This window comes from Luteimonas sp. KH_071, assembly GCF_057838005.1.
In genome coordinates this window covers 370,413-384,738 of sequence record NZ_CM174458.1, presented here as the reverse complement: position 1 = coordinate 384,738, position 14,326 = coordinate 370,413, and the positions used below count along the sequence as shown (strand labels likewise).

Sequence of the window (14,326 nt, the reverse complement as noted above, 5' to 3'; positions counted from 1 at the left end):
GCGCACCGCACCCTGTTCCACACCCACTGCCGACATCGTGTTGCCACTCCATGAAGATGTTCCGTACGCCGTGTCCGGCCCGCGGAACAGCGGTTTTAGCTTACGCTGGACGGACTGCGGGATGCCAAAACCGGATGTTCAGCGAGGGATGTTCAGCGAAACCATGAGTCTGGCCGACGGGCCGGTGCGCGTCGCGTGGCGGGACTACCACCGCGGCCAGTCCGCCGAATTGCTGGTGCGCCCCTGGCTGACCGGGACGCTCGGTCGACCCGACGCCGAGATCGCCCTTGCACGCGACGCCCGCGGCCGTCCGCGATTGCAGGTGCCCGGCAAGCCCGGTCTCGATATCAACTGGAGCCACAGCGGCGATGCGCTGCTGGTCGCGCTCGGCGACGGCGTGGCCGTCGGTGTGGACATCGAATGGATGCGGCCGCGGCCGCAGGCGATGGCGCTGGCGCAGCGCTTTTTCGCTGCGGGCGAGGCGACGGCGTTGGCGAAGCGCGCGCCCGGGGCCGCTGAAGCTGCATTCGTGCAGTTGTGGTGCGCGAAGGAAGCGGTGCTCAAAGCACATGGACACGGCCTGTCGTTCGGGCTCGATCGACTGGAGTTCGCCGCGCACGAAGAGGGCTGGGCGCTGGTCGCCTGCGATCCGGCGCTGGGCACGCCGGGGGATTGGCATCTGCATGCGTTCGCGCCGCTGCCGGGGTATCTGGCGACGGTGGCGTGGCGGCGGGTGGATTGAGCGGGGGCGCGGTCTTTGAACTGCTCGAATCCTTGATCTGCGGCACTGACGCATCACTGCCAGCCCTCGCGATCCACAGCCCTCGCCGCCCCACCAGCTTCTACAATGCCCCCATGGAACTTTCCGACGACACCGCGCTGCGCGCCGAACTCGAAGCCGGATTGCGCACGCTGGGCCTCGCGCCGACGCTGGCCGATCCGCTGCTCGCCTATCTCGCGCTGCTTGTCCGCTGGAACAAGACCTACAACCTCACCGCTGTGCGCGATCCGCGCGAGATGGTGGTGCGTCATCTGCTCGATTCGCTGGCGATGGTGCCGCACGTCGACGGTCTCGCGACGCTTGCCGATCTCGGCACCGGCCCCGGCCTGCCCGGCATTCCGCTGGCGATCGCGCTGCCCGGTCTGCACGTCACCCTGGTGGAGTCGAACGGCAAGAAGGCGCGCTTCCTGCGCGAGGCCGTGCGCCAGCTGAAACTGACCAATGCGGATGTCGCCGAATCGCGCATCGAAGCCGTCGACAGGCCCGGCGCGTTCGACGCGATCACCGCACGTGCGCTGGCCACGCTGCCCGACATCCTCGCCGTCGGCGGCCATCTTCCGAAGACCGACGGTGGACGCCTGCTGGCGATGAAAGGTGTGGATCCCGTCGACGAGATCGCCGCGCTTCCGGCCGGCTGGCGGCTCGACACGGTGACGCCGCTGAAGGTGCCCGGGCTGGACGCCGAACGGCATCTGGTCGTCGTCGCGCGCGCCTGAGCCCGCCTGCACATCTGTCCCGCTCAAGACGCAGGACATCGCCGATGCCCGCCCGCGCATCGGCGGTTCAGCTGCAACCGCGTCGCCGTCGCAGGTCCGCACCGGTGTTCCCAAGCGACGCTTGGGGGGCATAATCCCCGGTCCGGCCGCCGCCCGCGGTGGCCGGCTCCCTTCCTGAACCTCGCACGGAGCCCATGGCCCGCATCATCGCCATCGCCAACCAGAAGGGCGGCGTCGGAAAGACGACGACGGCCGTGAACCTGGCCGCGGCGCTCGCGCGCACGCCACTCCGTGTGTTGCTGGTCGACCTCGATTCGCAGGGCAACGCGACGATGGGCTGCGGCATCGACAAGGGCGCGGTGCCGGTTTCGACCTGCGACGTGCTGCTGGGCGAAGTGGAAGCGGGCGATGCGATCGTGCAGACCGAGGAAGAGGTCGACCTGATTCCCGGCAACACCGATCTCACCGCCGCCGAACTCGAACTGATGGGCGCCGAGGATCGCGAGCAGCGCCTCAAGCGCGCGCTCGAACCGCTGCGTCCGCGCTACGACTACATCCTCATCGACTGTCCGCCGGCGCTGTCGCTGCTGACGCTCAACGCGCTGACGGCTGCCGACTCGGTGCTCGTGCCGATGCAGTGCGAGTACTACGCACTCGAGGGCCTGACCGCGCTGCTGCAGACGATCGATGCGATCAAGCAGAACCTCAACCCGAAGCTCGAGGTCGAGGGCGTGCTGCGGACGATGTTCGACGTGCGCAACAACCTCGCCAATGCCGTGTCGGGCGAGCTGACGAATCATTTCGGCGACAAGGTGTTCCGCACCATCGTGCCGCGCAACGTGCGCGTGGCCGAAGCGCCCAGCCACGGCCAGAGCATCGTCGGGTACGACAAGGGTTCGCGCGGCGCGATCGCCTATCTCGGTCTCGCCGGCGAAGTGATCCGCCGCCAGCGCGAACGCGACGCAAAGAACAGCACTCAGGACGCCACTGCCATGGAGACGCCGGCATGACCGCTGCGAAGACGCCCGCCAAGAAGCGCGGTCTGGGCCGCGGCCTCGAAGCCCTGCTCGGCCCCAAGGCCGCCGCCGAGGCGCCGAGCCTGGAGGCGACTGAGCAGGACACGCTGCGCGTGCTGCCGATCGATGCGCTGAGCGCCGGCAAGTACCAGCCGCGCAAGCACTGGGACGCCGACAAGCTCACCGAGCTGGCCGAGTCGATCAAGGCGCAGGGCGTGATCCAGCCGCTGGTCGTGCGCGAGCGGCCCGACCGCACCTTCGAGATCATCGCCGGCGAACGCCGCTGGCGCGCGTCGAAGCAGGCCGGCCTCACCGAAGTGCCGGCGGTCGTGCGCAACGTCGAGGACCGCACGGTCGTCGCGATGGCGCTGATCGAGAACATCCAGCGCGAAGACCTCAACCCGCTGGAAGAAGCGCAGGCGCTGCAGCGGCTGATCGACGAATTCGACCTCACCCATGCGCAGGCCGCCGAGGCCGTGGGCCGCTCGCGCGCTGCGGTGTCCAACCTGCTGCGTCTGCTGGAACTGCCGCCGGCGATCCGCATCCTGGTCGAATCCAAGCAACTGGAAATGGGCCATGCCCGCGCCCTGCTGACGCTGTCGCCGGACCTTGCGAGCAAGCTCGCCAGCGACGCCGTCGAACACGGCTGGTCGGTGCGCGAAGTCGAACACCGCGCACAACAGTTCGCCGCCGGCCGCGTGCCGGGCGGCGATACCCGCACCGTCGCACGCAACAAGGCGCGGCCGCAGGCCGACATCGTCTCGCTGGAGAACGAACTGTCGGAAACGCTGGGTACGCGCGTCTCGATCGCCAACGGCCGCGGCAACAAGGGTCGGCTGGTGATCCATTACGGCAACCTCGAAGCCCTCGACGGCGTGCTGGAACGGCTGCGCGCGCAGCGCCCATAACGCGCGCCGCACGACGTTGGCGCGCAGCGAAATGCGCCCCCGCAGACCGAATGCACGCGGATCGTCCGCAACACGCCGCTCCGGGCGTCCTCCCCCGGACTGTCCGGCGGTCACCGCAAAGTGCCGTGTCTGAACCCGCTCGGGTCGCGTCGATCGTTCTCTGCTCGTCGCGGACTGCACCGCCGCAGGACATCCATTGCGTCGTGCGCGGCCGCTGGAACTGTGTAACGCCGCCTGCACCACCTAGGCTGCGCGGATGCATCGCGCGCCCACAGCCCCTGGCGTCGAAGGCGTACTCGGGCGTCTGCGCCCGTGCTGATGACCGCGCTGGTCGCCTCGCTCGGTGTAGTGCCGATGACGCGGGTGCGGACGTGCAGCGCCGCCGGCGACGGTGGTCATCGGCGGGACTTATGGCACGGTCCAGCCGCAGACGCGACCGGCCTGGCACGACGGCCGTCGAACACCACGGGCACTCAAGTCTTCCCCTATGTCGGCCGATGATTCATAACAGGCCCTCGGGTGTATCGGTACTGACGCCACGCCAGGCGCGTCCCGATGGTCGCCCGCCGCCACCGACTGACGAAGTGACCCAGGCTCCCTCCAAGCGCTCCCCGATCGATCCGTCTCCTGTCGGCAGCCTGCCGGCATTCGAGCGTGCGCTGCTGGATGCAGCCGGTCCCGAGCCGGTGTTGCGCCTGCTGCAGGCGATGAGCCCACAGCCGGTGGCGATGGTGGCCTGGTCCCAGTGGCCGCACGAGCCGCGGTGCTGGGCGATGATTGGAGACCCCGCCGCAGCCATCGCGCTGGCGACGCTGGCGGTCGACACCCGACGCGGCTGCAGGCAGGCACCCACCGGCGCACGCGTGCTGTGTCACGACGGCGACAGTGCGGCGGTACTGCTCGGCGAGGGGCTCGAGGCGCTGGACACCGAACGGCTCGATGCGATCGCGCAACGCATGGCCGAGCTGCTGACCGCCCAGCGCTTGCGCGGCGCTGTCGCCCGGCTCGCCCACGCGGAGAAGCTGCAGCACGCGTTGTTCGCGATCGCCGACATGGCCGGCTCCAATCGGGACATGCCCACCCTGCTGCGCGGCCTGCACGGGATCATCGGTGGGCTGATGTACGCCGAGAACTTCTACATCGCACTGCTCGACCACACCCGGCAGTCGGTCCGCTTCATCTATTTTGCCGATGCGTACAACGACGAGAAGTATTCGCCGACCGAGGATGTGCCCATCGCGAAGCTCGAACGCGGGCTCACCTGGTATGTACTTCACGACTGCATTCCGCTGTGGGGGCCGCTGGAACGCCTACGCGCGCAGGTCTCAGGGCCGCTGCAGGCGCGGGGAGCACCCTCGCTCGACTGGCTGGGCGTGCCGATGCTGCGCGATGGCCTCGCGGTCGGTGCGCTGGTGGTGCAGAGCTACCGCGACGATGTGGCGCCCTACAGCGCTTCGGACAGCGCGGTGCTCGCGTTCGTCGCCGAACACGTGCTCAACGCGGTCGAGCGCAAGCAATCCCAGGAAACGCTTGAGCGCCACGTCGCCGAGCGCACGCACCAGCTCGCCGTGGCCAACGCGGACCTGCAGCAGCAGGTCACCGAGCGCCTGCGCGCCGAGCATCTGCAGGCGGCGCTCTATCGCATAGCCGCGCTGGCGACCTCCGATGAGGACGACAGCGTCCGCTTCTACCAGCAGGTGCACCACACGGTCGGCGAACTGATCAATACCGACAACTTCTACATCGCGCTGCTCGACGACACACGCACCCATCTGCACTTTCCGTATTCGGTCGACGACAAGGATGCCGGCCGCAAGCCGCGCCGGCTCAGGCGTGGGCTGTCCGAATACATCATCCGCCACGGAAAGCCGCTGCTGGCGGACGCGCGCGATGTCGAGGCGCTGGTGGCGTGCGGCGAACTCGAGCGCGCTGGTCCGACGGGGGCAGAATCGTTGTCATGGCTCGGCGCGCCGCTGTGCGTCGACGACGAAATCATCGGCCTGGTGGCGGTGCAGAGCTACCGGCCCGACGTGATCTACGACACCGGCGACGCCGAGCTGCTGAACTTCGTCAGCTCGCAGATCGCCAACTCGCTGCAACGGCGACGCGCCGCCGAGAGACTGCGAACCCTCAATGCCGAGCTCGAGGCACGCGTGGAGGCCCGCACGCGCGAACTGAGCGAACAGATCGCCGTGCGCGAACATGTCGAGGCGCAGCTCAAGCACCAGGTCATGCATGACCCGCTGACCGGCCTGCCGAACCGCCTCTATCTGCGCGATCGGCTGGCGTCCGCGCTGGTCCAGCTGCAGCACAATCCGACGCGCCGCGTGTCGCTGCTGTATCTGGATGTCGATCGCTTCAAGCTGTTCAACGACAGTCTGGGACACCTGGCCGGCGACGATGTCCTGCGGGAGGTCGCGCGACGCCTGGCGACGTGCGTACGTGCGCCGGATCTCGTGGCGCGCCTGTCGGGCGACGAGTTCGCAATCCTGCTGGAAGACACGTCCGGGCCCCGGGCCGCCTGCAAGGTGGCCCAGCGCGTGCTGGACCTGTTTGCCGAACCGATGCAGATCGCCGGTCGCCTGCTGCAGGGGTCGACCAGCATCGGTATCGCCATCGGGGATGCGCGCTATCAGCACATCGACGCGCTACTGCACGACGCGGACGTTGCGCTGTACCGCGCCAAGCGTGCGGGCCGCGCGCGCTTCGTCATGTTCGACGAAACCCTGCAGCGCGCAGCGATGGATGTACTCGAGCTTGAACACGAACTGCGCGCGGCGCTGATCCGCAACGAGTTCGAGCCGTTTTTCCAGCCACTGGTGCGGCTGGAGGATGGCGAGATCGTCGGTTACGAGGCCCTGATCCGCTGGCGGCACCCGACCCGCGGTCTGCTTGCCCCGGGCGAGTTCCTGTGCGTCGCCGAGGAGAGCGGCCTGATCGAAGCCATCGATTGGCAGATGTACCACCTGGCCTGCGCGGCGGCGGTCGGGTTCGTGCGCAACGACGAGTTCATCACGCTCAACATCTCGCCGCGCCACTTCGAGGACGAGGATTTCGATACGCGTCTGCTGGCGATGGTGGAGGCGTCCGGCTTCGAGCCGTCGCGGCTGCACATCGAGGTCACCGAAGGCACCCTGCTCGGCGAGCCGGACGCGGTTGCGCGGATTCTCGAGCGCCTGCGCGCTGCGGGCGTCGAGGCCGCACTCGACGATTTCGGCACCGGCTATTCCTCGTTGAGCTATGTGCACCGGTTTCCACTGAAGATGATCAAGATCGACCGCTCCTTCATCGATCCACTCGGCAGCGACGCGGCCCAACGCAGCTCGGTGATCATCGGCGCGATCCTCGCGCTGTCGCATTCGCTTGGCCTGGATGTGCTGGCCGAGGGCATCGAAACCGAGGCCCAGTCCACGCACCTGCAACGCATGGGCTGCCTGTATGGCCAGGGCTACCATTTCGGCCGCCCGCAGCCGGCCGCGCACTGGCAACGGCACGCGCTCAAGCGCGCGTAGCCGCGCCGATCACGCCCGCTGCGGGAGAGGCTGGAGACGAGGCGCTCGCCGCTTCCTAACGCCCGCCGCCTCCACCCCCACCGCCCGAAAACCCACCGCCTCCACTTCCCGACGAACTCCCCGGCAGCGATGCGGACGATGCAATCTGTCCGGTGAACCCGCTGCCGATGGCCTTGCTGAAACCGGCCATGTCGCCGATCCCGGCGCCACCATGGACGCCGCTCGCGTGGTACCAGCCGATCGACGCCGGCGCGCTCGCCGCCGTTGCGCCCACCGCTGCAGTGAACTTCCTGGCCCAGGCGTCTTCGACCTGCAGCGCCACCGCGGACGGCAACAGGAATGGCCGAATGCCAGCATCACGATCAAGCCGGCCAGCGCGATCAGTGCCGCGCGGTTAGCGCAGCGTGTAGGTGGACTCCGCCGGCACCGACAGAAAAATCGTCATTGCCGGTGCTGATGCGCACGCCGTTCGACTTGTTTCCCAGAAAGAACGGTTCGGGCTGCCCATCGCGCCTGAGGCCCAGCATCTCGAAATCGACCACCACCTGGTTGCCATAGCGGTCGCGGTAATGCGCGGGAAAGTCGCGATCGATGCCGCGGCGGATCTGCTCGCCTTCCGCGCGTACCCGGATGCGATCGGTCACGTCCAGACTGCCGTCGGCATTGAGCTGCAGATCGCTGTCGTAGGACAGGATGCGCTCCTGCGCCAGCAGCGGCGCGGCGCACAGCACCAGCAGACACGACAGCAGCAGACGGATTATCGGGCGGTTCCAGAAGCCGCGAAGGCATCAGGCGCGATAGCGGCAGCCGTGGCCCACAGACCAGACACCCGCCGCGCGCGGTCGTCCGAAGCCGGTACAGTCTGGTGCATGACGATCTACGAACTGCTCAAGGATGGCGGTCGCGCGTTGCTCGACGCCCTGTTCCCACGGCGCCAGGCACTGGCGAACCTGCGTGCGAAGTGGGGAAAGCCGGGCGACAAGACGCACAGCGGCATCAGCCGCTGTTTCGATTTGACACGCGACGCGTCGGCAGTCGACGTCGTGGACGACCAGACCTGGACCGACCTCGAGTTCCCGCGCCTGTTCGCCGATCTGGACACGACCGAGAGTCCACTCGGCAGCCAATATCTCTACCGCCAGCTCCGGCGCTACGTCGAAGCGGCGCAGGCCGCCGCGCACTACGCCAGCTGCCAGACGCTGCGTGCCGATGCGCCACTGCGCGAACGCCTGCAACTCGCGCTTGCAGGTTTGGACACGGCATCGAACTGGCAGCTGGCCCGCTTCATCTTCGGCGCGCCACCCGAAGTCGGCCCACTCCACCGCCTGTTGCCGTGGTGGAGCCTCGTCTGTGTCGCCGTTTTGGTGCTCGTGGTCGCAACGCCGCTGCCGATCTGGGCGCTGCTGGTCACGGCCGGCGTCAATCTCCTGCTGATCGTCTGGCTCTCGGCGCCGCTGTTCCGCGACATCGAGCTGCTCAAAGGCTGCAGCCAACTGCTGCGTGTCGCAGACCGCCTGGCCCGGGTTCGCAGCGGCGCATCCTCCTTGCCGCAACTCGACCGCCTGCGTGCCGAAGCGCCACTGCGGCGCAAGGTCCGTGCTTCGCTCGGTTGGATCGCGATCCTGTACTCGCCATGGGTGCAGGTCGTCGCGGTCTGGTTGAACGTGCTGTGCCTGCTCGAGCTCGCGGCCTACGGCCGCACCGTGACCCGCTTCGGGCAGGTGCGCACCGAGCTTGCGGCGACCTTCGAGAGCGTGGGCGCGGTGGATGCCGCCATCGCGGTCGCCTCGTTCCTCGAACAACGGCCGCAACACTGCGAGCCTGTCGTTGCGAACGGCTCGCTGCTCGACCTCGTCGATGTCACACACCCGCTGACGAAGCGACCGGTCGCGAACTCGATCCGGCTCAACGGGCGCTCGGCTCTGATCACCGGCTCCAACATGGCCGGCAAGACCACCTTCATCAAACTGGTCGGCATCAACCTCATCCTCGGCCGTACGCTCGGCTTCTGCTTCGGCCGCGAGGCGACGCTGCCGGATACGAGCGTCATGGCGGTGATCCGCGGCGAACATTCGGTCGAATCCGGCAAGAGCCACTACTTCGCCGAGATGACCGCGATCCAGACCTTCATCGAATGCGCGGACCGCGGTACCTGCCGGCTGTTCCTGATCGACGAGCTGTTCAACGGCACCAACACCGTCGAACGACTGGCCGCCGGCCGCGCCGTGCTGGAACGGCTCGGTCGCAATGCGCAGGTGCTGGTGACCACACACGACGTCGAGCTGCAGGACGACGTCACCGGCCCGTACGACCTCTACTACTTCCAGGAAGATCCGGATGTCGACGGCTGGTTCGACTACCGGTTGCGGGCCGGGCGCACGGATCGTCGCAACGCGATCCAGCTGCTGGCGCGCAACGGGTTTCCGGCGGATTTGGTGGGCGATGCGTTGAGATATGCGAAAACGTACGCGCCGGTGGAACCCGACCACGATCAGCCGGACCGCTGCAAGGCGTAGCCTAGCTGCCAGAATCAACTCTTGCCCCTGCGCTCAAAGTCTTCGCCTCATCGAAACAACATGGCGACTCCGCCTGGAAGTCTCGAAGAACCGACGCCCCCCCGTATTCCACTAGTGGCGGCTGTTGAGAGACCTTTGACCGGGGCGGCAACAGCGATGACTTGAGACAATCGCTTCCAGCCTAGACGTCCTTCGGACGTGCGTGCGCGCTGCCCTAGCGAGGCAATGAGTGCCGACGCGCTCGGCACTGTAAAATCGCCGTCTTTTGCACGCCCCTTCCTTGGATTCCCCGCTCCGCCCCGCCTTCCGCGGCCCGACCTTCATCCGGCTGCTGGCCCGCCTGACCGACGACACGCTGCCGCAAGGCGGCCCGGCGCCGGCCGAGCGTCTGAGCCAGTGGCTCGACTGGACGCGGGCGGTTGTGCTGTCGAAGGTGCTGGATGCGAAGGCGTCCGAGGCTGAACAAGCCGCGCAAGTCGTTGATCGTGATGACGCCGCCGTCTGCGCCAAAGCGCGCGCGACGTTGCTGGCATCGATTGCCGAAGCGCCGGAGCTGGTCACTCCCCAGCCGAAGGCAGTCGAGGCGTCCGACGATGCAGAAACCTCACCCGAGGCCGCGATCGACTTCGCGCCGTTCCGCCAGCGGCATCTGGCGCTGCAGCGGTCGATGCTGATCGCGACGGGCAGGTTGCGCGGCGATCTGCGCGACCGGCTGGCACAGCGTTCGGCCGACATGGCGCGGCTGGCCGAGGTGGATGCGGTGATGGAGGGCGCGCTGAGCCCACGCGAGCACGCGCTGCTCGGCGCGGTGCCGGCATTGCTCGAAACGCATTTCGAGCGGCTGCGGGCCGCCGCAGGTACATCGGCCACGGATCCGTCCGTGGCCTGGCTCGATGGTTTTCGCAAGGACATGCAGGGCGTACTGATCGCCGAGCTGGATGTCCGTTTCCAACCGGTCGAGGGGCTGCTCGCAGCGCTTCGCACCCACTGACGCAGTCCTTATGTCCTCACGCAGTCGCATTACCGCCCTACTCCCCGCCTTCGTGTTCGCCCTCGGCCTGGCCGTGGTCGGCTGGATCGCGATCGGCTACGTCGGCTCGAACACGCTGGCGCTCGCCGTCTCGCTGTTGATCGGCGCCTGCTATCTCGCCGGTGGTCTGGAGCTGCTGCGCTATCGGCAGGCGACGAAAACGCTGGCCGATGGCGTCGCGCAATTGGGCGATCCGCCGTCGTCGCTGGGCGACTGGCTGGGTGGGCTGGATGCCGGTCTGCGCAATGCGGTGCGTCTGCGCATCGAAGGCGAGCGCGTCGCGCTGCCGGTGCCGGCGCTCACGCCGTACCTGGTGGGCATGCTGGTGCTGCTGGGCATGCTGGGCACGCTGCTGGGCATGACGGTGATGCTGCGCGGCACCGGCATGGCGCTGGAAACCGCGACCGATCTGCAGGCGATGCGCGATTCGCTGGCCGCGCCGATCCAGGGCCTGGGCGTCGCGTTCGGCACGTCGATCGCGGGCATCGCGGCCTCGGCGATGCTGGGCCTGGCCTCGGCACTGCTGCGCCGCGAACGTGCGCACGTCGTGCAGCTACTGGATATGGCCGCGGCGACGACGCTGCGCGCACATTCGCAGGCGCACCAGCGCGAGGAAACCCTGCGTCTGCTGCAGCAGCAGACCGAGGTGATGCCGGCGCTGGTCGAGCGGCTGGGCGCGATGATGGCGACGATCGAGCAGCAAAACGCTGCCACCGGCGAACGTCATGCCGCCAGCCAGGACGCGTTCCACGGTCGCACCGAAGCGGTCTACACGCAGCTGGCCGCGTCGGTCGAACGCGCTTTGCAGACCAGCGTGGCCGAGAGCGCGCGCGCCGCGACGGCCGCACTGCAGCCGGTGTTCGAGACGACGATGGCGGCGCTGGCCCGCGAGACGGCAGCGCTGCAGGCGACGGTGTCCGATGCGGTGGAGCGGCAGCTGCAGGCACTCAATACCGGCTTCGATGCGTCGACCGCAGCCGTGACCGAGCGCTGGCAGCAGGCTGTGGACGGCCAGCAGGCGGCGAACGACACCCTGGCGCGCGATCTGCGCGGCGCGCTCGACGGCTTCAATTCGACATTCGACCAGCGCGCGAGCGGCCTGCTCGGCGAAATCACCACGCGTCTCGATGCGACGACCGCGCAGACCGCCGCGCTGCACGACACCGTGACCGGCGCCGTCGACCGCCAGTTGCAGGCGCTGACCACGGGCTTTGATGCGTCCACCGCAAGCGTCGCCGAACGCTGGCAGCAGGCATTGATCGCGCAGCAGGCTGCGCACGAAACGCTGACCGCCGATCTGCGCGCGACGCTGGATGGGATCGGCGAGACGTTTGACCAGCGCGCGACCGCACTGGTTGACGGTGTCGCCACGCGTCTTGATGCGACCGCCGGCAGCGTCAGCGCCGCATGGAACGACGCGCTGGCGAAGCAGGCCGCAACGAATGAAACCATGAGCGCGCGGCACCAGCAGGCGCTGGCTGCAGCCGCGGCGACGTTTGAAACGCACTCGGCCACGCTGCTGCAGAAGGTCGACAGCTCGCACGCCGACCTGCAGACCGCACTCGCCGCGCAGGACGCCCAGCGCCTCGCCGCGTGGACCGACAGCCTCACCGCGATGGGCGCCGCGCTGCGCGAGGACTGGGCCCAGGCCGGCGCAGAAACCTCGCGTCAGCAGCAGGCGATCTGCGACACGCTCGCACGCACCGCCGACACCATCGGCGCGCAGACACAGGCGCATGCCAGCGAGACCATCGCCGAGATCTCGCGCCTGGTCGAGACCGCATCCGAAGCGCCGCGCGCGGCCGCCGAGGTCATCGCGGAACTGCGCCAGTCACTGTCGGAGAGCATGGTCCGCGACACCGCGATGCTGGAAGAACGCACGCAGATGCTGTCGACGCTCGACACGCTGCTCAGCGCCGTGAATCACGCCTCGACCGAACAACGCGCGGCGATCGATGCACTGGTCGCGACCTCGGCGGACCTGCTGGAACGCGTGGGCACGCGCTTCACCGATCACATCATTGCTGAGACCGGCAAGCTCGACGGCGTGGCGACGACGCTCAGCGTCGGCGCTGCCGAAGTCGCAAGTCTCGGTGAAGCGTTTGGCGCGGCGGTCGAGGTCTTCGGCGAATCGAACCAGCAGCTGGCGACGCGCCTGCAGGGCATCGAGGACGCGCTGGAGAAGTCGCTGGCGCGCAGCGACGAGCAGCTGGCGTACTACGTGGCGCAGGCGCGTGAGGTCGTCGATCTCAGCGTGCTGGCACAGAAGCAGATCATCGAAGACCTGCAGCAGCTCGGCGCAGCGCGCGCCGCGTCCGCATGAGCGTCGAGCTGGAAGACGATTACGAATCGTCCGCGCCCATCTGGGCCGCGTTCGGCGATCTGATGTCGGTGCTGCTGGGTGTGTTCGTGCTGATCCTGGTCGGCGTGATCGGCGTGCAGCTGCAGCTGGAAATGAAGCTGGACGCTGAGATCGCACAGCGCGAGGCCGAAGAGCAGCGCCGGCAGACGCTGGAGCAGGCCCTGGCGGCGCCATTGGCGGCCGGCCGCATCACGCTGGTCGACGGCCGCATCGGCATCCGCGGCAGCGTGCTGTTCGCGGACGCCTCCGACCAGCTGCAGCCGGAAGGCCGTGAGCTGTTGCAGAGCCTGGCCGGGCCGCTAACCGAGTACCTGGCGTCGCGCGACGAGATCCTGATGGTCAGCGGCTTCACCGACGACCGCCTGGTGCGCGACGGCAACCGGTTCTCCGACAACCTCGAGCTCTCGGCGCAGCGCGCGTTGAACGTGACCCGCGGTCTCATCACCGCGGGCGTGCCGGCCGAATCGGTGTTCGCCGCCGCGTTCGGCGCGCAGCAGCCGGTGGGTTCCAACGACGACGCCGAAGGCCGCGCGCAGAACCGCCGTGTGGAAATGGCGCCGGTGCCGCGCCTGCAGGCCGCCGCCGATCCCGATGGCCGCTGATCGCCTCGACATCGAAGCGGTGCTCGACGGGTGGCGTGCGACCGGGGCCGATCGCCTGGATCCGCTGCGCTTCCACCGCATCGCCGCCTTGCATCGGCTGGCGGCGGCGCGGGACGGTGAGGCGCGACACGCGCTCGATGCGAAGCTGGGCGCCTTGGTCGACGCGTACACACGCAATCTTGAAGGCGGGTCGCGCGAGGCGATCGATGGCACGCCGGCACGCGGCGTGCTGGGCACCCTGGTCGACGACATGACCGCGCGCGCAGAAAACTCGTCGGCGAACACGGCCTATCCCGAGTTGCCCGCGGTCGACGACTTCCGCGCGCTGTGGTCGACGCTGCGCACCGGCAGCCAGGTCCGCAAGTCATTGGCCGACGTGCCGACCGACGCCGGACCGCTCAACTCGGCCGCCCTCGCCCACCGCTCGCTGACCCTGATGGGTGGGCTGTCGCCGGAGTACCTGCGCCAGTTCCTGGCCTATGTGGACACCCTGTCCTGGCTGGAAACCCTGCAGGATGCCGGCGTGCTGACCGGCAAGGACACCGCGCCGCCGGTGGGCGCGAAGCCGCGGGCCAAGCCACGGGCGCGCAAGCGGGGCTAGCGGGCTCCATCGCGCCCCGGCAGGCGCGCCCATGGGCGCGATGGGGGATTCCCTGCACTGTCGATCGCGCCCGAGCGCGCCTGCAAGGGCGATTCGCGGCCCGACCGCGCCAAGGCCTTGCGCGGCAAGGGGAATTTCAGCAGAATGGCCGGCTCGTTGCGTCCAGCCCATGGAAACATGGCCTGACCTGCCTTCCGGAAGCGCGATTCCCCGGCAGTGGTGCAGCGAGACTCCTTCCCGTACCGCGCGATGGCCACGCCATCGGGGCCGCCATCTCCCTGG

At 68.4% G+C, this 14,326-nt stretch carries 11 protein-coding genes; 10 read left to right on the top strand and 1 reads right to left on the bottom strand.

Annotation, left to right across the window (positions count from 1 at the left end; all coding sequences use genetic code 11):
- Positions 1-148: 148 nt before the first annotated feature.
- The 5 genes from AC3IRM_RS01730 (at position 149) to AC3IRM_RS01710 (ending at position 6,933) form a co-directional block, all read left to right on the top strand.
- Entirely contained in the window at positions 149-742 is a 594-nt protein-coding gene (locus AC3IRM_RS01730; protein ID WP_489204602.1) for a 4'-phosphopantetheinyl transferase family protein, read from the top strand.
- 113 nt (positions 743-855) lie between these two features.
- The gene (rsmG, locus tag AC3IRM_RS01725; protein ID WP_489204601.1) at positions 856-1,497 is read left to right on the top strand and encodes a 16S rRNA (guanine(527)-N(7))-methyltransferase RsmG; all 642 of its coding nucleotides are present in this window, start codon (positions 856-858) and stop codon (positions 1,495-1,497) included.
- 194 nt (positions 1,498-1,691) lie between these two features.
- Positions 1,692-2,507, top strand: coding sequence for a ParA family protein (locus tag AC3IRM_RS01720; protein ID WP_489204600.1), 816 nt, complete (start codon positions 1,692-1,694; stop codon positions 2,505-2,507).
- Positions 2,504-3,421 (top strand): ParB/RepB/Spo0J family partition protein, encoded by a 918-nt coding sequence (locus tag AC3IRM_RS01715; protein WP_489204599.1) that lies wholly within the window; start codon positions 2,504-2,506, stop codon positions 3,419-3,421. The genes AC3IRM_RS01720 and AC3IRM_RS01715 overlap by 4 nt, the downstream gene beginning before the upstream one ends.
- Positions 3,422-3,831: 410 nt before the next feature.
- Positions 3,832-6,933: a bifunctional diguanylate cyclase/phosphodiesterase gene (locus tag AC3IRM_RS01710; RefSeq protein WP_489204598.1), complete on the top strand. Its 3,102-nt coding sequence runs from the start codon at positions 3,832-3,834 to the stop codon at positions 6,931-6,933.
- Between the two features lie 380 nt (positions 6,934-7,313).
- Here the strand turns inward: AC3IRM_RS01710 and AC3IRM_RS01705 are convergent, their stop codons facing one another.
- A complete protein-coding gene (locus tag AC3IRM_RS01705) occupies positions 7,314-7,577 on the bottom strand; it encodes a hypothetical protein (RefSeq protein ID WP_489204597.1) in 264 nt (87 codons plus the stop codon).
- Between AC3IRM_RS01705 and AC3IRM_RS01700 the strand changes: the two genes are divergently transcribed.
- The 5 genes from AC3IRM_RS01700 to AC3IRM_RS01680 all read left to right on the top strand — a co-directional run bounded on the left by AC3IRM_RS01700 (position 7,503) and on the right by AC3IRM_RS01680 (position 14,044).
- Positions 7,503-9,449, top strand: coding sequence for a MutS-related protein (locus tag AC3IRM_RS01700; protein WP_489204596.1), 1,947 nt, complete (start codon positions 7,503-7,505; stop codon positions 9,447-9,449). The two genes, AC3IRM_RS01705 and AC3IRM_RS01700, sit on opposite strands and share 75 nt — an antisense overlap.
- A gap of 280 nt (positions 9,450-9,729) precedes the next feature.
- Complete coding sequence (locus AC3IRM_RS01695) at positions 9,730-10,440, top strand: DUF3348 domain-containing protein (RefSeq protein ID WP_489204595.1); 711 nt, start codon at positions 9,730-9,732, stop codon at positions 10,438-10,440.
- A 10-nt stretch (positions 10,441-10,450) separates the two neighbouring features.
- Positions 10,451-12,802, top strand: a complete 2,352-nt coding sequence (locus AC3IRM_RS01690; protein WP_489204594.1) for a DUF802 domain-containing protein — start codon at positions 10,451-10,453, stop codon at positions 12,800-12,802.
- The gene (locus AC3IRM_RS01685) at positions 12,799-13,443 is read left to right on the top strand and encodes an OmpA family protein (RefSeq protein WP_489204593.1); all 645 of its coding nucleotides are present in this window, start codon (positions 12,799-12,801) and stop codon (positions 13,441-13,443) included. Before AC3IRM_RS01690 ends, AC3IRM_RS01685 begins: the two co-directional genes overlap by 4 nt.
- A complete protein-coding gene (locus tag AC3IRM_RS01680) occupies positions 13,433-14,044 on the top strand; it encodes a DUF2894 domain-containing protein (RefSeq protein ID WP_489204592.1) in 612 nt (203 codons plus the stop codon). The genes AC3IRM_RS01685 and AC3IRM_RS01680 overlap by 11 nt, the downstream gene beginning before the upstream one ends.
- Positions 14,045-14,326 lie beyond the last annotated feature (282 nt).

Bases quoted from the DNA above. Each gene is read 5' to 3' on its own strand.
- AC3IRM_RS01730 (WP_489204602.1), top strand. From the start codon at position 149: ATGTTCAGCGAAACCATGAGTCTGGCCGACGGGCCGGTGCGCGTCGCG.
- AC3IRM_RS01720 (WP_489204600.1), top strand. From the start codon at position 1,692: ATGGCCCGCATCATCGCCATCGCCAACCAGAAGGGCGGCGTCGGAAAG.
- AC3IRM_RS01685 (WP_489204593.1), top strand. From the start codon at position 12,799: ATGAGCGTCGAGCTGGAAGACGATTACGAATCGTCCGCGCCCATCTGG.
- AC3IRM_RS01690 (WP_489204594.1), top strand. From the start codon at position 10,451: ATGTCCTCACGCAGTCGCATTACCGCCCTACTCCCCGCCTTCGTGTTC.
- AC3IRM_RS01715 (WP_489204599.1), top strand. From the start codon at position 2,504: ATGACCGCTGCGAAGACGCCCGCCAAGAAGCGCGGTCTGGGCCGCGGC.
- AC3IRM_RS01710 (WP_489204598.1), top strand. From the start codon at position 3,832: ATGGCACGGTCCAGCCGCAGACGCGACCGGCCTGGCACGACGGCCGTC.
- AC3IRM_RS01680 (WP_489204592.1), top strand. From the start codon at position 13,433: ATGGCCGCTGATCGCCTCGACATCGAAGCGGTGCTCGACGGGTGGCGT.
- rsmG (WP_489204601.1), top strand. From the start codon at position 856: ATGGAACTTTCCGACGACACCGCGCTGCGCGCCGAACTCGAAGCCGGA.
- AC3IRM_RS01700 (WP_489204596.1), top strand. From the start codon at position 7,503: ATGCGCGGGAAAGTCGCGATCGATGCCGCGGCGGATCTGCTCGCCTTC.